Annotated in this window: 15 protein-coding genes; 7 read left to right on the top strand and 8 right to left on the bottom strand. The window is 70.3% G+C overall.

Translation table 11 applies throughout. From position 1 onward, the window contains the following. The first annotated feature begins 76 nt into the window (after positions 1–76). From uvrC to whiA, 4 genes are read left to right on the top strand one after another with little or no spacing between them, the layout of a single operon-like run. Positions 77–2,026, top strand: a complete 1,950-nt coding sequence (gene uvrC, locus DMC64_RS30800; RefSeq protein ID WP_125736377.1) for an excinuclease ABC subunit UvrC — start codon at positions 77–79, stop codon at positions 2,024–2,026. Positions 2,027–2,076: 50 nt separating this feature from the next. After that, the gene (rapZ, locus tag DMC64_RS30795) at positions 2,077–2,934 is read left to right on the top strand and encodes an RNase adapter RapZ (protein ID WP_034311885.1); all 858 of its coding nucleotides are present in this window, start codon (positions 2,077–2,079) and stop codon (positions 2,932–2,934) included. Further along, positions 2,921–3,925: a uridine diphosphate-N-acetylglucosamine-binding protein YvcK gene (yvcK, locus tag DMC64_RS30790; RefSeq protein WP_125736376.1), complete on the top strand. Its 1,005-nt coding sequence runs from the start codon at positions 2,921–2,923 to the stop codon at positions 3,923–3,925. The genes rapZ and yvcK overlap by 14 nt, the downstream gene beginning before the upstream one ends. Next, positions 3,916–4,905 (top strand): DNA-binding protein WhiA, encoded by a 990-nt coding sequence (gene whiA, locus DMC64_RS30785; protein WP_005152315.1) that lies wholly within the window; start codon positions 3,916–3,918, stop codon positions 4,903–4,905. Before yvcK ends, whiA begins: the two co-directional genes overlap by 10 nt. Positions 4,906–4,965: 60 nt before the next feature. Here the strand turns inward: whiA and DMC64_RS30780 are convergent, their stop codons facing one another. From DMC64_RS30780 to DMC64_RS30765, 5 genes are read right to left on the bottom strand one after another with little or no spacing between them, the layout of a single operon-like run. Further along, positions 4,966–5,919 (bottom strand): prenyltransferase/squalene oxidase repeat-containing protein, encoded by a 954-nt coding sequence (locus tag DMC64_RS30780; protein WP_199755156.1) that lies wholly within the window; start codon positions 5,917–5,919, stop codon positions 4,966–4,968. Beyond that, entirely contained in the window at positions 5,916–6,623 is a 708-nt protein-coding gene (locus DMC64_RS30775) for a class I SAM-dependent methyltransferase (protein WP_125736374.1), read from the bottom strand. Before DMC64_RS30775 ends, DMC64_RS30780 begins: the two co-directional genes overlap by 4 nt. Next, a complete protein-coding gene (locus tag DMC64_RS30770) occupies positions 6,617–7,831 on the bottom strand; it encodes a glycosyltransferase family 4 protein (RefSeq protein WP_199755155.1) in 1,215 nt (404 codons plus the stop codon). The genes DMC64_RS30775 and DMC64_RS30770 overlap by 7 nt, the downstream gene beginning before the upstream one ends. A 3-nt stretch (positions 7,832–7,834) precedes the next feature. Continuing rightward, positions 7,835–8,068, bottom strand: coding sequence for a hypothetical protein (locus DMC64_RS43360; protein ID WP_233629880.1), 234 nt, complete (start codon positions 8,066–8,068; stop codon positions 7,835–7,837). Then, positions 8,022–10,763, bottom strand: a complete 2,742-nt coding sequence (locus DMC64_RS30765) for an FHA domain-containing protein (RefSeq protein ID WP_233629879.1) — start codon at positions 10,761–10,763, stop codon at positions 8,022–8,024. Before DMC64_RS30765 ends, DMC64_RS43360 begins: the two co-directional genes overlap by 47 nt. 60 nt (positions 10,764–10,823) lie before the next feature. Here DMC64_RS30765 and DMC64_RS30760 point away from each other — a divergent pair, with 60 nt between their 5' ends. Then, entirely contained in the window at positions 10,824–11,747 is a 924-nt protein-coding gene (locus DMC64_RS30760) for a hypothetical protein (RefSeq protein WP_125736373.1), read from the top strand. Between the two features lie 85 nt (positions 11,748–11,832). Then, positions 11,833–12,837 carry a glucosyl-3-phosphoglycerate synthase gene (locus tag DMC64_RS30755; protein WP_125736372.1) on the top strand — a complete coding sequence of 335 codons (1,005 nt, stop codon included), beginning with the start codon at positions 11,833–11,835 and terminating at the stop codon, positions 12,835–12,837. Here DMC64_RS30755 and DMC64_RS30750 read toward each other — a convergent pair. Then, the gene (locus DMC64_RS30750; RefSeq protein WP_125736371.1) at positions 12,811–13,689 is read right to left on the bottom strand and encodes a sterol desaturase family protein; all 879 of its coding nucleotides are present in this window, start codon (positions 13,687–13,689) and stop codon (positions 12,811–12,813) included. The two genes, DMC64_RS30755 and DMC64_RS30750, sit on opposite strands and share 27 nt — an antisense overlap. Positions 13,690–13,774: 85 nt before the next feature. Between DMC64_RS30750 and DMC64_RS30745 the strand changes: the two genes are divergently transcribed. Continuing rightward, a complete protein-coding gene (locus tag DMC64_RS30745) occupies positions 13,775–14,386 on the top strand; it encodes a TetR/AcrR family transcriptional regulator (RefSeq protein WP_228708328.1) in 612 nt (203 codons plus the stop codon). Here the strand turns inward: DMC64_RS30745 and DMC64_RS30740 are convergent. Both DMC64_RS30740 and DMC64_RS30735 read right to left on the bottom strand, forming a co-directional pair. After that, positions 14,361–14,870: an NUDIX domain-containing protein gene (locus DMC64_RS30740; protein WP_125736370.1), complete on the bottom strand. Its 510-nt coding sequence runs from the start codon at positions 14,868–14,870 to the stop codon at positions 14,361–14,363. The genes DMC64_RS30745 and DMC64_RS30740 overlap by 26 nt on opposite strands. Positions 14,871–14,996: 126 nt before the next feature. Next, complete coding sequence (locus tag DMC64_RS30735; protein WP_125736593.1) at positions 14,997–17,501, bottom strand: PQQ-dependent sugar dehydrogenase; 2,505 nt, start codon at positions 17,499–17,501, stop codon at positions 14,997–14,999. Positions 17,502–17,517 lie beyond the last annotated feature (16 nt).

Here is a 17,517-nt window from a genome sequence, read left to right as displayed (position 1 = left end):
CTCGAAGGGTTGACCGGACCGCGCGTAAGGACGGGGCCTCGTAAGACTGTCGGTGGTGCCCCATAGGCTTGTCGACGTGGCTGACCCGACCACCTACCGTCCCTCGCCGGGGAGCATCCCGGACGCCCCTGGCGTGTACAAATTTCGTGACGCCACGAAGCGGGTCATCTATGTCGGCAAGGCGAAAAGCCTCCGAAGCAGGCTGAACTCGTACTTCGCCGACATCACGGGCTTGCACCCGCGCACCCGCCAGATGGTGACGACGGCGGCGAGCGTCGAGTGGACCGTCGTGGGCACCGAGGTCGAGGCGCTCCAGCTCGAATACAACTGGATCAAGGAGTTCGACCCGCGGTTCAACGTCCGGTACCGCGACGACAAGAGCTACCCGGTCCTCGCCGTCACGATGAACGAGGAGTACCCGCGCCTGCACGTCTATCGCGGCGCGCGCAAGAAGGGCGTGCGGTACTTCGGGCCGTACGCGCACGCCTGGGCCATCCGCGAAACGCTCGACCTGCTGCTCCGCGTCTTCCCGGCGCGCACCTGCTCGGCGGGCGTCTTCAAACGGCACGGCCAGATCGGCAGGCCGTGCCTGCTCGGCTACATCGGGAAATGCTCCGCGCCGTGCGTCGGCAAGGTCTCCGCCGACGAGCACCGCGAGATCGTCGAGGACTTCTGCGACTTCCTCGCCGGCCGCACCGACGCGCTGATCCGCCGCCTGGAACAGGAAATGGCGGCCGCGTCCGAAGAGCTGGAGTTCGAGCGAGCCGCGCGGCTGCGTGACGATCTCGGCGCGTTGCGGCGCGCGATGGAGAAGCAGGCGGTCGTGCTCGGCGACGGCACCGACGCGGACGTCGTCGCCTTCGCCCACGACGAGCTCGAAGCCGCCGTCCAGGTCTTCCACGTACGCGGAGGCCGGGTCCGCGGGCAGCGCGGCTGGGTGATCGACAAGGCCGAAGAGATGGACGTCAAGGATCTCGTCGACCACTTCATCACGCAGTTCTACGGCGAACAGGCCGAACGCGCGGACGATCCCGACGGTGGCTCGCCGGTACCGCGCGAGGTGCTCGTCCCCGAGCTGCCCGCCGACGCGGAAGCCCTCGGCGAATGGCTGTCCGGGCTGCGCGGGTCGAGAGTGAGCCTGCGGGTGCCGCAGCGCGGCGACAAACGCGCGCTCGCCGAAACCGTGACACGCAACGCCGGAGAGGCGTTCACCCAGCACAAACTGCGCCGCGCGGGCGACCTCACCGCGCGGTCGGCCGCGCTGGCGGAACTACAGGACTACCTGGCGCTGGAAACCGCGCCGCTGCGCATCGAATGCGTCGACATCAGCCATATCCAGGGCAGCGACGTGGTCGCTTCGCTGGTGGTGTTCGAGGACGGGATCCCGCGCAAGTCCGAGTACCGGCGCTTCGCCTTGCGTGAAGCCGCGGAGGAAGGCGACGTCGCGTCGATCGCGGAGGTCGTCCGCCGCCGGTTTTACCGGTATCTCAAGGAAAACGCCGAAGGGGTCGATCCGGACCGGCCGGGTATCGACCCGGAGACCGGCAAACCGCGCAAGTTCGCCTACGCGCCGAACCTGCTCGTCGTCGACGGCGCGGGCCCGCAGGCCACCGCCGCCGCGGACGTGCTCTCCGAACTGGGCGTCACCGACATCGCCGTCGTGGGCCTGGCGAAGCGGCTGGAGGAGGTGTGGCTGCCGGGAGATCCCGATCCGGTGATCCTGCCGCGCACCTCCGACGCGTTGTATCTGTTGCAGCGGTTGCGTGACGAGGCGCACCGCTTCGCCATCCGGTACCACCGCGAGAAGCGGTCCAGGCGGATGCAGGTGTCCGCATTGGACGGTGTGCCGGGGCTGGGGCAGGCTCGTCGTACCGCGCTGATCAAGCATTTCGGCTCGGTGAAGAAACTCCGCGAAGCGCGGATAGAGGAGATCGAGGCGGTGCCCGGCTTCGGCAGGCGCACCGCCGAAGCGGTCGTCGCGGCGCTCGCAGGGGAGTCCGCGGCGGCGGGGGAGTCCAGTACGTGATCGGTGAAGGGACCATTGTGAGTGCGCAAGAAGAGGGCCGCGGTTCCGGGATGGAGGTCGCGGTCGTTTCCGGTCTGTCCGGCGCCGGCCGCAGCACCGCCGCGAAATGCCTGGAGGACCTGGGCTGGTTCGTGGTGGACAACCTGCCACCCGAGCTGATCGCGACCATGGTCGAGCTCGGCGCGCAGGCGCGGGGCGCGATCACCAAGGTCGCCGTGGTGATGGACGTGCGTTCGCGCGCGTTCACCGACGACCTGGCTTCGGTCATCAAGGACCTCGACGCCCGCGGGTACAAGCCGCGCGTCCTGTTCCTGGAGGCCACCGACGCGGTGCTGGTGCGCCGGTTCGAGGCCGTCCGCCGCGGCCACCCGATGCAGGGCGACGGCAGGCTCGCCGACGGCATCACCGCCGAGCGCACGCTGCTGGAGCCGCTGCGGGAAGAGGCCGACCTCGTGCTCGACACGTCGTCGCTTTCGGTGCACGACCTGCGCGCCAAGATCGAGGACGCCTTCGGCTCCGAGGCGAGCACGCAGACCAGGGTCACCGTGCTGTCATTCGGCTACAAGTACGGCCTGCCGATGGACGCCGACCTGGTGATGGACGTCCGCTTCCTGCCGAACCCGTTCTGGATCCCGGAACTGCGCGACCACACCGGTCTCGAGGGCGAGGTCCGCAACTACGTGCTCAGCCAGGAAGGCGCGGACGAGTTCCTCGACCGCTACCACCAGCTGCTGCGCCTGATCGGCGCGGGCTACAAACGTGAGGGCAAGCGGTATCTGACGCTGGCCGTCGGCTGCACCGGCGGAAAGCACCGCAGCGTCGCCATCTCCGAGGAGCTCGCCCAGCGTCTGTCCAATGAGGACGGTATGGCCGTGAAGGTGGTGCACCGCGACCTTGGCCGCGAGTAGCGCGCCGCGCGCGGTGGCCCTGGGCGGCGGGCACGGCCTGCACGCCACCCTCACCGCCTTGCGCCGGGTGACCTCGCAGGTCACCGCCGTGGTCACCGTCGCGGACGACGGGGGCTCGTCCGGCAGGCTGCGCCGGGAACTGGGGCTGCTGCCGCCGGGCGACCTGCGGCAGGCCTTCGCCGCGTTCGCCGCCGAAGACGGCGGGACGTTGTGGGCGGAGGTGTTCCAGCACCGCTTCGGCGGTGACGGCGCGCTCGCCGGGCACGCGGTCGGGAACCTGTTGCTGGCCGGGTTGTTCGAGGTGCTCGGCGATCCGGTCGCCGCGCTCGACGAGGCGAGCAGGCTCATGGGCATCTCCGGCCGCGTCCTGCCGATGTCACCCGAACCGCTGGAGATCCAAGGCGAGGTTTCGGGGCTGGACGCCGAGAATCCCGAGGCGGTGCGGCGGATCCGCGGCCAGGTGGCGGTGGCGACGACGCCGGGGCAGGTGCACCGGATCAGCCTGCACCCGACCGGGCAGGCCGACCGCCCGCCGCGCGGCTGTGCCGAGGCGATCGAGGCCGTACTCGACGCGGACGTGGTGTTCCTCGGCCCGGGTTCGTGGTTCACGAGTGTGCTGCCCCATCTGCTGGTGCCGGATCTGCACGACGCGTTGCTCCGAACGGACGCCACGAAGGTCGTGATCCTCAACCTGATCCCCCAACCGGGGGAGACGGCGGGGTTCTCGCCGGAGAAGCATTTGGACGTACTCTTCGAACACGCCCCGGAATTGCGGGTGGACGCGGTCATCGCGGACCGGGACTCGGTGCCCTCACCAGCCCGGTTGCGGGACGCGGCCGGGAGACTGGGCGCGCGGGCGTTGCTGGGGGCGGTGGCTGACCCGGTCGTGACGGGGCGGCATGATCCTGATGCGCTCGCGGGCTGTATGCGAGACGCTCTCGGTCTCACCGGGGGAGGAGCTGAAGGTATGGAGGGGCAGCGATGGCGATGACCGCCGCCGTGAAGGACGAGCTGAGCCGGCTGGAGATCACCAAGATCGGCCCGCGCCGCGCGGAGGTCGCGTCGATGCTGCGATTCGCGGGCGGGCTGCACATCGTGGCCGGCCGCGTCGTGGTGGAGGCCGAACTCGACACCGGTTCGGTGGCGAGGCGGCTGCGCAAGGAGATCCACGAACTGTACGGACACCAGTCCGACGTGCACGTCATTTCCTCCAGCGGCTTGCGCAAGGGCACGCGGTACGTCGTCCGGGTGGTCAAGGACGGCGAGGGGCTCGCCCGGCAGACCGGTCTGATCGACCAGCGCGGCCGCCCGGTGCGTGGGCTGCCCGCCGCCGTCGTGTCCGGTGGCGTCGCCGACGCGGAAGCCGCCTGGCGCGGCGCGTTCCTGGCGCACGGTTCGCTCACCGAACCCGGTCGTTCGTCGTCGCTCGAGGTCACCTGCCCCGGCCCCGAGGCCGCGCTGGCGCTCGTCGGCGCCGCCCGGCGGATGGGCATCCAGGCCAAGTCGCGCGAGGTCCGCGGCGCGGACCGGGTCGTGGTGCGCGACGGTGACGCGATCGGTGCCCTGCTGACCCGGCTCGGCGCGCACACGAGCGTGCTCGCCTGGGAAGAGCGGCGGATGCGCCGCGAGGTGCGTGCCACCGCGAACCGGCTCGCGAACTTCGACGACGCGAACCTGCGGCGTTCGGCCCGCGCGGCCGTCGCGGCGGCGGCCAGGGTCGAGCGGGCGCTGGACATCCTCGGCGAATCCGCCCCGGAGCACCTGCTCGCCGCGGGCAAGCTGCGGCTGTCGAACCGGCAGGCCTCGCTGGAGGAACTGGGCCAGCTGTCCGATCCGCAGATGACCAAGGACGCCGTCGCCGGCCGGATCCGCCGCCTGCTGGCGATGGCCGACAAAAAGGCGAAGGAACAAGGCATTCCGGACACCGAATCCGCCGTCACCCCGGACATGCTGGAAGAAGACGAGGCCTGACCTCCCGCATTTAGTCCTCTGGATGCGGTACTTGCGTGTGCAAGGACCGCATCCAGAGGACTAAACGCGGTGTTCGCCGAAGACGTCGCACGTGGCCGGGTCGCCGTCGAGGGCGGCGGTCGCGAGGAGGACGGCGCCCGAGGTCCACGTGGTGCGCTCGTCCGGCCAGAACTCCTTGTCCGCGAACTGGTAGCCGGTCCAATACGAGCCGTCGTCGTGGCGTAGGCGGGCGAGGCACGCGAGGAGCTCACCCGCGCGGGCACGGTCGCCGCGAGTGGCGAGGGTGAGCGCCAGTTCGGCCGTCTCGCCGCCGGTCGCCCACGGCTCGTGGTGCACGCACCGCACCCCCAGCCCGGGCTCGACGAACCGGTCCCAGCCCGCCGCCAGCCGCTCCGTCGCGTCGGCGCCGGTGACGACCGAGCCCAGAACCGGGTAGTACCAATCCATCGCGTGCGGTTTCGCGGCGAACAGCCCCGGCTCGCCGAGCAGGGAGGCACGGAGCTGGTGCGCCGCGACTCGCCATTGTGGACGGTCCAGCCCCCGCGCGGAGGCGAGCGCGAGCGCCTGGGTCAGCGCGTGATGGATGCTGGCGCAGCCCGCGACCAGCCGGACCTCGGGATCGTCGCGCCAGGAGATGGCGCCCGACGGTTGCTGCCGCCGCAGGACGGCGTCGACGGCCTTGTCCACGACCGGCCACATCCGGTCCAGCCAGGCGTGATCCCCGGTCCGCAGGAAGTGGTGCCGGGCCCCGACCGCGACGTACGCGGTGAAGTTCGTGTCCATAGTGGACAAATCGACGCGGCCGTCGCGGTACCGGGCCGCCCAGGATCCGTCAGGGCGCTGGTTGCGGAGCAGCCACTCGTACGCGGCTTCGGCCTCGGACCGCAGCCCGGCCACGTCGAGCCCCATCGCGGCTTCGAGATGATTCCACGGATCGAGGTGCCCGCCGGGCTCCCAAGGGATCCCGCCGTCCCGCCACTGCACGGCCGCGATGGTGGCGGCGGTGGCCTTCACGGTTTGCGCGCGTAGACGACGAGGCTCTTGCCGAGCACCGGATTCAGCGCCCATTCGGCGAACCGCACCGGCCGGGGGCTCCGCATGATGTCCCAGACCAGGAACCGGTGGTACAGCGCGCAAAGCGGGTGCTCCTCGTCGGGGCCGACCGCGCATTTCAGCCACCAGTACGGCGAATGCAGGGCGTGCGCGTGATGGCCGCCGGTCGTCCGCAACCCGGCCTCGGTGAGCTTGCCGAGCAGTTCGCGCCGCCGGTAGATCCGGATGTGCCCGCCTTCGACCTCGTGATACGCGTCCGAGAGCAGCCAGCAGATCCGCTCCGGCCACCAGCGCGGCACGGTCGCCACCAACCGCCCACCCGGCGCCAGCACACGGCTCGCCTCCGCGAGCACCGCGCGGTCGGCATGGATGTGCTCCAGAGTCTCGGCGACGATCACCCGGGTGAAGGAGCCGCTCGGGAACGGCAACCGGAGAGCGTCCGCGCGGACGGCCAGTGCCGAAGCCGCGTCGGGCGCCTCACCCGCCTCTGCCAGGTTGGCGAACATGTCCCGCACGTGTTTGAGCGCGGTGTCGTCGAGGTCGGCGGCGACCACGTCCGCGCCGCGTTTGTAGGCCTCGTACGCGTGACGGCCGTCCCCGCAGCCGAGGTCGAGCACCCGGTCGCCGGGGCCGACGGGAAACCGGTCGAAATCGACGGTCAGCACTCCGCACGCTCCCGGCCGAGGACGCGCCGGTAGTGCGCCGCGGTCTCCTCGGCGGTGCGCCGCCAGCTCAGCGCGCCCGCCGTCGCCAGGCCCCGGGCCGCGAGGTCGGCGCGCAGGTGTTCGTCGCCGAGTACCTTGGTCAGCGCTTCCGCGAGCGCCGGGACATCGCCCGGCGGCACCAGGATCCCCGCGTCACCCACGACTTCGGGCAGGGCGCCGCCGGTCGTCGCGACGACCGGTGTCCCGCAGGCCATGGCCTCGGCCGCCGGCAGCGAGAACCCCTCGAACAATGAAGGTATGCAAGCGATTTCGGCCGAACACAGCAGCCGTGCGAGTTCTTCGTCGGTCAGCCCGCTGACGAAGCGGACGTCGGCGCCAGGGCCGAGCCGGGCGAGTGCCCGCGCCGCCGGGCCGTCCGGCTTCGGTTTGCCGACGATCACCAGTTCGCCTTCGATCCGGTCCCACGCCGCCAGCAGGTGTTCGAGCCCCTTCAACGGTTCGTCCGCGCTCGCGGTGGCCACGACCCGGCCGGGGACGCGCGGGATCTCGGGTCGTGGCCGGAAGATCCGGGTGTCCGCCGCGAGCGGGACGACGTGGATCCGGTCCTCCGGAACGCCCATCTCCCGGCCGATGGCCGCACGGGAAGCCCGCGACACGGTCAGCGCGGGCAACCGCCGCGCGACACGGTGCTGCATCTCAACGAAGCCGTACCACCGCGCGACCCGCGCCGCCTCCCGTCCGGTGACGGTCGCGAGCTTCAGCGCCCGGTCCACGGCGATGGGATGGTGGATCGTGGCGAGCGTCGGCAGTCCACAGTGGAGCATCCCGTAGCCGAGTCCCTGGTTGTCGTGGACGATGTCGAACTCGCCCCGGCGCTTCGCGAGAAGGCGCGCGGCACGCAGGGAGAACGCGAGGGGTTCGGGGAAACCGCCGCGGCGCATGCCGAGGAATTCCACCCACGACGGCAGGTCGCGCAGCTCGCGCGGCCGCGGGGTCCGGAACGGGTTCGGCTCCGCGAACAGATCGAGGCCCGGGATCTTCGTCAGCCGCACGCCCTCATCGACCTCCGGATAGGGAGGCCCGGACAGCACCTCGACGCGATGCCCCAGCGCGGCGAGTTCGCGGCTCAGATGCCGGACGTACACGCCCTGACCGCCGCTGCGCGGGTTTCCGCGGTAGGTCAGGAGCGCGATGCGCAGGGCGCTCACCGCTCACTCCCGCGCGCCCCAGTGATCGAGCTGCTCGCGGATCTTCCGGGTTTCGCCGTGCCGTTCGCCGCGGACCTCGACGGAATCGCCGAGCAGCAGGGTCCAGGTCGAAAGCGCCTCCGTGACCTGGCCCGCCTTGGCGAGGGCGAGCGCGAGACCGAACCGGAGGTCGAGGACGTCGGGATGCCGCTCATTCAGCCGTCCCGTCGCTTCGGTGAGGAGCCTTCGGTACTCCAAAACGACGGGGGGGGGGGTGCTCGATTTCGGCGCTCCAGAACGCGATGTTGTGCCGCACGTGGCTGACGATCTCGTCGTCGCCCAGCGCCTGTTTCGCCTGCGGCAGCAGCTCCCGGGAGAGGCGCAGGGACTCCTCCCCGTTCCCGGTCTTGCCCGTCGCCACCGCGAGTAGGTGCCGGGCGTGCAGCGTCTCGCGATGATCGGCTCCGAGAGCGTGGGTGGCGTCCCGGACCAGGGCTTCGAACGCCGCCCGGGACTCTTCGAAGCGGCCGAGATCCATGAGGAGATAGCCGATGTTGTGGCGAATGCTCAAGACCTCTTCGTCGCCACTCGACAGGGCGGCCGTGGCGATCGGCAGCAGCTCCTCGAACCGGGCGAGCGCTCCGGCCGCGTCGCCCGCCTTGCCGGTCCAGGTCGCGTGCCGCGCCTTGCAGCGCAAGGTGATCCGGTCGGTGTCGCCGAGTTCCCGGGCCGCCCGGTTCGCCCAGGCGGCCCAGCGTTCCCGGTTCTCGACGGGGATATGGGACGCCCGTCGCTCCAACGCGGCGAAGGCGTCTTCGCGGAGCCCGGCGAGCCAGAAGTGCTCGGCTTCGTTGGCCGCCGCGTAGCTCTGTTCCAGCGTCGGCTCGTCGTCTCCGGCCACGAGTGGCACCTCCGAGGTCGCCGCCGCCAGGCGGGCACGCAGCCGGGCCGCCGTGTCCGGGGAGAGAACGGGCGGCTCTCCGGTCCACAGGACGGTTTCGTCGTCGAGACCCGCCCGCGTCCGGCTGACCGAGTCGCCGAGCCCGGCCAGGAAATCGCGGACGCGCACCTGCCGGTCCGGACCGCCCGCCGCCGCGCTCGCCGCGGTGAGGACCGAGATCGGGACGGGGCCCCGGGTGGCGGCGAGCCCCAGCAACTCCAGCAGGACGGCGTGACCGGGCCGAGGCGAAGCAACCGCGCCGGTGCTCTGTTCGATGTCGGCGTCCTCTTGCGCCACGCTGATGAAGGTGACCGTCGAATCGCCGAGCCGGAGCACGTCACCGTGCGCCAGCCGGGCGTCCGGCACCCGCTGGCCGTTGACGAAGGTCCCGTTGGCGGAGTCGAGATCCGTCAGCCACGCGTCCGTGCCGTCCCAGCGGATCTTGCAGTGGAGCCGGGACACCCGCGAGTCCCCGAGCCGGATCGCGGCGTTCCTGCTGCGGCCGAGCGTCGTGAGCCCGAAGGACAGTTCGTGGTGGGCGGGCGACTGTCCGGGGACGTCGATGATCAGCGTGGCGGGGGTGATCCTCGGCGAGGTGGGTGACCCCGTGTCGTAGCCGGGCTCGCTGCCCCAGTCCCCGCTGTCCTCCGGTTCCTGCACCACGGGAGCCGGGTCGAAACCGCCCGCCATCACCAGGCGGACCTCGACCGCGGGTGGAAGCCGCGCCGGATCCCGCGTGGCCACGACCGTCTTGACCTGCGCGGGCTCCGATGCCGTCGACAGGCTCCGGAGAAGACCGCACAGCCGGTCCCGGACATCGGGATCGAGGTCGTCGAGCCCGTCGATCGCGATCCGCACGGGGGCTCCGGTCCATTGTGGAGCGAGACTCCGCAGCGGACCGAGCAGCGCAAGATCGAAAGCGCTCGCACCGCTCCGGCCGGCGTCGTCGAGACCGGCGCGGTGCGCCTGCTCGGCGTCGGCGAAACCAGGGACCGTGCGCCGCAACTGACGGGCGAGTTCGCTCGCGAGCCGCTCGGCCGTGTCGCCGCGGCTCGCGAACAGCACGGCGTGCAGGAAGTCGGGCGGCACATAGGATCCGGCCACCGAAGGCCGGGCCAGCGCGGCGAGCATGGTCGACTTCCCCGCGCCGGCCTCGCCGGTGATCGCGACCAGCCGGGCGCCGGTGAGCAGATGCCCGACGGTCTCGCCGAGTTTCGGATCCGGCTGGTAGTGCGCGGTCAGCCGTTCGATGGTGGGCGCGGCCGGGTTGCCTGCCAGCGGCGAACGCCGCCAGGCGGGGGAGGAGTTCAGCGCGAGCCACAGCCCCTGGTCGGCCTCGGCGACCTCGCGGGTGCCGTCGAAACCCAGGTGGACGGCGGTCTGCGCCGGGCACAGGCCGGTGATCACGCGTTTGAGATCCGCGCACCGGACGCGTTCGCCGAACTCCGCGTGCCCCGTCCGCAGGACCGAGACCAGCGACCGGCTGAAACACCCATTCGCGGCGACACGGTCGTCCGACGCGGTGAGCAGGTCGAACCGTTTGCCCGCCTCGCCGACGATCCGCAGCCAGCGCTGACCAGCCTGCCTCGCCCCGATTCCGGCGTGGCAGGTGTCGAGCAGGATGACCAGCCCGTCGAGCATCGAGTAGCGGCCGAGGAGTTCTTTGATCCGCTGCGCGAACAGGAAGGAGCGGCGGCTGTCCACCGGCAAACCGGTGTCCTTGGTGAGGAAGTAGAAGTCGTCGTCGGCGTATTCGCCGTGCCCGACGAGCGAGAGGAAGAGCGTCGCCTCGTCTTCCGACGCGCGCTCGAAGGCTTCCACCAGCGCGTCGTCCAGCTCGACCATCGTCGGGTCGACGAGCAGGCCGCGACCGTCTTCGAGGGCGGGGACGCAGTCGCCGATGTCGGGGTCGAGCAGGGCCGTCGAGACCTGATGGCCCGCGTCGGGGAGGAACGAGAGAAGGTTCAGTGAGTCGCATTGCGACGCGACCACCAACGACCTCCGCTCTCCCACGGAGATCACTTTGTCTCATCGGGCGGCCACCGGCAAGGGCGGCCCGCGATACTGTGCGCCATGGCTCGGATCGTTCTGGTGCACGGCATCGCCCAGGAACAGAAGTCCGCGGACACGCTCGAGGCGGAATGGCTGCCGAGCCTGGCGGGCGGGGTCCGGCTCGCCGGTGACGCCGCGCTGGCCGACACCCTGTGGCGCGACGCCCGGCCCGGTGACGCGCGGATGGCCTTCTACGGTGACCTTTTCCTCAAGGACGGCCAGCAGGGCGGCGCGGACGAACTCACCCCGGACGAGTGGGCGCTCGCCGAAACGCTGGCGGCGGAATGGCTCCGGAACGCGGCTTCTTCGGCGTCCCGCGAGGCGGACCGGAACCGGGCGAAGGCCGAACTGGACCTGCTCGGCGGTCCGGCGGGGGAGACCCAGGGCGTACGCGCGGCCGCCCGCCCGGTGCTGAACGCGCTGGTGCGGCTGAAGCCGTTCGCGCGGCTCGGGGTGGCGTTCGCCGAACGCGTGGTGGTCAAGGCGCTCAAGCAGGTGACGCTGTACCTCACCGACGAGACGATCCGGGAACGCGTGCAGGCCCGCGTCGCCGAGCACATCGGGCCGGAGACCGAGGCGATCATCGGGCATTCCCTCGGTTCCGTCGTCGCTTACGAGGCCGCCCATCGGCACGGCCGCCCGTTGCCGCTGCTGCTCACCCTCGGCTCCCCGCTGGGCCTGCGCACGGTCGTCTACGAACGGACCCGCCCGCAGCCGCCGTCCGTCCCGCCCGGCGTCGCGAGCTGGGTGAACCTGGCCGACCGGGACGACCTCGTCGCCGCCCGGCCCGACCTCAGCGGGCTGTTCCCCGGCGCCGACGGGGTCCTGGACAGCGGCTACACGGTCGACAACGGGGCGAAGCCGCACGAGGCGGCGTTCTATCTCGCCAAACGACGGACGGGTGAGGTCCTCTCCCGGGCGTTAACCTCCGGCGGGCAGGCGTAACGCGGCGGTTTCCGCGGCGACGACGGTTGGAAACAGCCGCCCTCGAAGCTCACCGGTGAGGTGATCTTCGAGGGAAGGGGCAGCCATGCGGGTATCGGCGGAGGTCGGCACGTGGCTCGCGCGGCGCAGCAGCCGGGCGGGGGACTGGTGGGCGGCGGAGCTGGTCGCCGCCAAACGCGGGACGCGGGTTTCGGTGGTGATCCCGGCTCGCGACGAGGCGGAGACGGTGGGCGCGATCGTCGGCACCATCCGGCGCGAACTCGTCGAACGCTTCCCCTTGGTGGACGAGATCCTGGTGGTGGACAGCCATTCCACGGACGCGACCGCCGAGGTCGCCGCCGCGGCCGGGGCGGACGTCGTCGCGCAGGACGCGGTGTTCCCGGAGCTGGAAAGCCTGGCGGGCAAGGGGGAAGCGCTCTGGAAGGGCGTCGCCGAAACCAGCGGGGACCTCGTCGTCTTCGTCGACGGCGACCTCCGCGACTTCACCGCGGACTACGTGACCGGACTGCTCGGACCGCTGCTGACCGACCCGGCGATCGCCTACGTCAAAGGGTTCTACCACCGTCCGCTCGCCGGGGCGGCGGGCGTCGAACCCGACGGCGGCGGCCGGGTCACCGAACTCGTCGCCCGTCCGCTGCTCAACATGTACTGGCCGGAACTGGCCGGTTTCGTCCAGCCGCTCGCCGGCGAGTACGCGGGACGGCGTGAAGTGCTCGAAGGCATCCCGTTCGTCACGCATTACGGTGTCGAGGTCGGCCACCTGATCGACCTGCTCGAACTGCACGGGCTCGACGCGCTCGCGCAGGTCGACCTCGGCCATCGGACCCACCGGCATCAGGGCACCCAGGCACTCGGCCGGATGGCCGCGCAGATCATGCTGACGCTGATGGACCGGCTGGAGCGCGGCGGCCGGGTGATCTCCGCGGCGCCGCCGTCGACGTCGCTCGCCCAGTTCCGGCGCGGCGCGGGGGAGGCCGTCGAGCGGGAACTCGTGCTCACCGACGTGACCCTCACCCAGCGGCCGCCGCTGGAGAGCCTCCCGCCGGAGATCCGCCCGGAGAACTCACCCGCCTTGCGCAGGAGCGCTTAGCGCCTCCTTGGGCCGCCAGCCCGGCGGGCCGAACACGTAACCGAGTTTGTCCCGCCACGAACCGGCCGCGCGGACGTCGCGCAGGATCGAGCCGTACTCGTGGAAGCCGACCTTGAGCAGGTTGTAGGAGTCGACGTTCTTGGTCAGCCCGTAGGTCGGGCGTTTGCCCTCCGGCACGAAACTGCCGAACATCCGGTCCCAGATGATCAGGATGCCGCCGTAGTTCGCGTCCAGGTACTCCTGGTCGCTGCCGTGGTGCACCCGATGGTGTGAAGGCGTGTTGAACACGTACTCGAACCAGCGCGGCAGCTTCCGGATCTTCTCGGTGTGCACGAAGAACTGGTAGACGAGGTCGATCGACAGGCCGGTGAGGATCATCCACGGCGGGATGCCCGCCAAGGCGAGGATCGACCAGAACGGCAGCTGGAAGTACGGGGTCCACTTCTGCCGCAACGCCGTCGAGAAGTTGTAGTGCTCGCTCGAATGGTGCACCTGGTGGCCCGCCCACATGAGCCGGACGCGATGGCTCGCCCGGTGGTAGGCGTAGAAGACGATCTCCTGGCCCAGCAGCATCAGGACCCAGGTCCACCAGTCGTGCGGGCTGAACTTCACCGGCGCGAGCTCGTAGAGCGCGGCGAAGACGAACAGCATGGCGATGCGGAAGACACCGTTGATCACCACCGCCACCGCGCCCATGGACATGCTGGTGCGGGTGTCCTTGACGCTGTAGCCGATGACGTTGTCGTCGTGCCCCAGCACGTGCAGCGCGAGGATCTCGATCGCGACGAACAGCAGGAACACCGGCGTCGCCATCAGCACCGGGTCACTCAGATGGGCAAGAAAATCCGCCACCGCACCTCTCCCTGTCTCGCCCCCGGTTATCTGACCGCCAGGTAACTTACCCTAAGGTCATTTACCTCAGGGTAAGATAGCCGCCGTGACAGAAGCAAGGGCCGTCGGCACGAAGGGGGTGCCCCGCGAGGAGCGGGAGTCCCAGATCGTGCGCGCCGGGACGGAGGAGTTCGGCAAGAACGGGTACGCCGGGGCGTCGATGGTGGAGATCGCCCGCCGGGTCGGCGTCACGAAACCCTTGCTGTACCAGTACTTCGGCTCGAAGGACGGGCTGTATCTCGCCTGCCTGCACCGGGCGGGGGACCGGCTGACCGAAGGTGTCGCCGAGACGATGGCGGAGGAGGGTGAGCCGCCGGAACGGATGCCGCTCGCGGTGCTCTCGGCCATCTTCGAGACGTTCGACAAAGACCGGTACGCCTGGAAGCTGCTACGCGACCCGACGGTGCCCTCGACCGGTGAGATCGCCGGTGTCGCGGTCGACTACCGCTACCGGCTCGACGGCTTCGCGCTGGTCGGCGCCGCTCAGCTGATGCACTCGCGCGGGCTGGACGACGACCGTGACATCGAGGCGATCGCCCAGGTGTGGACCGGCGTGGTCGACTCCCTGATCAGCTGGTGGATCGACCAGCCGGATCAGGACGCCGCGGCGATGACCGAGCGCTGCTCGCGGATCATGCGGAACCTGTTCGGCTGGTGAGCGAGGCGGCCGCGGCCTCGCAGTCGGCGAAGGCGAGCGGTGGCCGATCGGCCAGCGGGAACCAGGCGTACTCGGAATTCTCTTCCGACAGCACGATTTCCGCGTCCTCGGGGAGCTCGCAGACGAAGGCGAGGCCGATCGTCTTCAGGCCGGTGTCGCCGTAGACCGACGGATACGTCCCGGCGAAGCGGAGGTTCCGGAGTTCGCAGCCGATCTCCTCCAGCCCTTCGCGGACGAGGTTCTCCTCGGCGGTTTCGGCGCCGGAGAGGAAACCGCCGACGGTGTCCCAAGTGCCCTTGCGGGGCTCGTGTGCCCGGCGCAGCAACAGGATCCGATCGCCGTCGAGGATGAGACCGACCGTGGTCGGCAAGGGGTTGTCGTACTTGGTGAAGCCGCAGGCGGGGCAGAGGACGTGGGTGTCCTCGCCGGCGCCGTCGAGTCTCGTCCGGTCCCCGCAGCGCGGGCAGAACGTCCAGTCCTTCACCCGCCGAAGCCTACTGGCCGCACGAAAACGCCACCCCGCCGGGAAATCCCGGACGGGGTGGCGTTCCTCCAGTCACACTGGATACGGTCGGGGTGCCCGGCGCCGCTCCGGACACCCCGGCCGTGCTCAGGACGCGGCGCTGGATTTGCCGCGTAGCTTGACGTTGCCCGTCGAAGCGTTCTTGATGGCCGTTTCGATCTGCGCCATCGTCGAGGACGAGGACAAGCCCGGCACCGTCGCCGACTTCAGCGCGTAGAGCGTGAACGTGTAGGGATGGCTGGAGCCGCCGGGGCAGGGGCCGAAGTACTTCTGCGAGTTCGCCCCGCTGCCCATGGCCTTCTGCTTGGCGCCGTTCTGGTTCGGGACCGTGAAGCCCGAGCCCAGTCCTTCCGGCAGCGAAGCCGCGGAGGCCGGGATGTCCCAGATCGCCCAGTGCAGTTTGTTGCCGTTGTTGGCCACGTCGGCGAAGACGATCGCGTACCCCTTGGCGCCCGTCGTCCCGGCGCTCCACGCCAGCGGCGGCGAGGTGTCCTGTCCCGCGGTGCCGTCACCGGCGCAGGTGAACTTGTCCGGGATGGTCGCGTTGTCGGCGAACGCGGAACTGGTCAGCTTGAACGCTCCCGGCTGCGAGCCGCCGGGGAACTTCAGCCGCACCACCACGTTGTCGAGCACGCTCGGCGTGCCGCCGTTCTTGTCCGCGTTGGTCGAGGTGACCCACAGCCCGCCGTCCGGTGTCTTGGTGACCGAGCGGAGCCTGCCCCAGCGACCGGAGAACAGCGACTGCACCGGACCGACGCCGTTGCCCGCCGCGTTGATCTGCGTGGCGAAGAGCTGTGCGCTGGTGACCGCCGCGACGTAGATCCAGTCGTTGACGATCTCGATCCCGCTCGGCCCGCCGGAACTGGTCGGCCACGTCTTCTTCGGCGCGACCGTGCCGCCGCAGGATCCTTCGGTGCCTTCGCACTGGGGCCAGCCGAAGTTGCCGCCCTTCTGGATCAGGTTGAGCTCGTCGAGTTTGCCGTCGCCGAATTCCGACGCCCACAGCTGACCGCGCGAATCCCAGGCCAGGCCCTGCGGGTTGCGGTGCCCGAAGCTCCAGACGTAGCGGGCGTTGCCACCGGTGGAGAAGAACGGATTGTCGCTCGGCGCCGAACCGTCGGGGTTGACCCGCAGGATCTTCCCGTTGAGTGAGCCCTTGTTCTGCGCGGTGTCCTTGTTCTGCCCGTCGCCGACGGTGGCGTAGAGCTTGCCGTCCGGACCGAACCGCAGCCTTCCGCCGTTGTGGTAACGGTTCTTGGCGATCCCGGTGAGCACCGGTGTCGACGACGAAGACAGCTTTCCGTTGTCGTAGGTCATCTTCACGATCCGGTTGTCGCCGGATGCGGTGTGGTACAGGTAGATCGCGTGATCGGTGGCGTAGTTCGGCGAGATCGCGATGCCGAGCAGGCCGCCCTCGCCGTTGGTGCCGACCGCGCCGGGGACCTTGCCGACCGTCGTCTTCTCGCCCGACGGCGTGATCCGCAGGATCTCGAACCGGTCCCGTTCGGTCGCCAGCGCCGTGCCGTCCGGCAGGAAGTCGACGGACCAGGCGAGATCCGCCTTCGTGATGTCCTTGTCGTACTCGGGAATCCCGCCGCCCGCGGCGCCGCCCGTCTTCGCGGTCAGGGCGTCGCTCGCGGCCGAAGCGTTGCCGTCGAGGTCACGGGCCTTCACCGTGAACGTGTACGACGTGTTCGCCGTCAGGCCGGTGACCGTGGCTTCGAGCGACGGTGTCGTCGCGACCTTCGTGGTGCCCTGGTACACGTCGTAACCGGCGATGGTGCCGCTGTCGTCCGTGGAAGCGTTCCACGCCAACGAGACGCTGTTCGCGGTCACCGACGTCGAGCGCAGGTTCCCCGGCACCGTCGGCGGCGTGGTGTCCCCGCTGGACGGCGTCGTGAACTGGACGACATTGCTTTGCTGCGAAGGGTTCCCGGCCGCGTCGAAGGCGCCGACCGAGATGTCGTAGGCGGTGTTCGGCTGCAGGTTGTCGACGGTCGTGGTGAGCGTGTTCCCGTCGACGGACTTGAGCACGTTGCCGCCGCGCATCACGTCGTAGCGGACCACGCCGACGTTGTCGGTCGCGGCTTCCCAGGTGAACGTGGCGCTGCGGGCCTTGATGTCCTTGGCGGCCAGGTTCTTCGGCGGCGTCGGCGCTTCGGCGTCGGTCACTCCGCTCGCGGTGAGCTTGTCCGCGTTGGGGCCGCCGTTCGCGGTGGTGGCGGTGGTACGGATCTTGTTGGCCCCGGCGGCCAGCGCGACGTCCTTCGTGACGGTCTTCCAGGTGGTCCACGCGCCGGTGCCGGGGAACGACAGCGTCCCGGCCGCGGTGCCGTTGACGCTGAGGGAGACCGGCCGGTCGATCGTGGTTCCGTTGGCGTAGCGGAAGGTCAGCGTCTGGGTTCCGGCCTGCGCGGCGTTCACCGTGTACTCGACGTAGCTGCCGACGACGTTGTCGAAGTTCACGAACCCGGTGCCGGAGTAGCCCGCGTGGTTCTTTTCGACGGCGCCTTGGGAGATCGTGGCGGCTTCGGATTCGTGATCGGTCGGTGCCGCGCCGGCGGACGGAGCCGGCAGGACGGCGACGGACATCGCCGTCGCGGCGGCA

It is taken from the genome of Amycolatopsis sp. WAC 04197 (assembly GCF_003947475.1).
Lineage (GTDB): Bacteria > Actinomycetota > Actinomycetes > Mycobacteriales > Pseudonocardiaceae > Amycolatopsis > Amycolatopsis japonica.
Note: the sequence above shows the minus strand (reverse complement) of the source record. Positions and strands in the feature narration are given on the sequence as shown.

What these genes read in the sequence shown, in the direction of transcription:
- DMC64_RS30755 (WP_125736372.1), top strand. Translation starts at nt 11,833, where the DNA reads ATGCGGGTATCGGCGGAGGTCGGCACGTGGCTCGCGCGGCGCAGCAGC.
- whiA (WP_005152315.1), top strand. Translation starts at nt 3,916, where the DNA reads ATGGCGATGACCGCCGCCGTGAAGGACGAGCTGAGCCGGCTGGAGATC.
- DMC64_RS30760 (WP_125736373.1), top strand. Translation starts at nt 10,824, where the DNA reads ATGGCTCGGATCGTTCTGGTGCACGGCATCGCCCAGGAACAGAAGTCC.
- DMC64_RS30735 (WP_125736593.1), bottom strand. Translation starts at nt 17,501, where the DNA reads ATGTCCGTCGCCGTCCTGCCGGCTCCGTCCGCCGGCGCGGCACCGACC.
- rapZ (WP_034311885.1), top strand. Translation starts at nt 2,077, where the DNA reads ATGGAGGTCGCGGTCGTTTCCGGTCTGTCCGGCGCCGGCCGCAGCACC.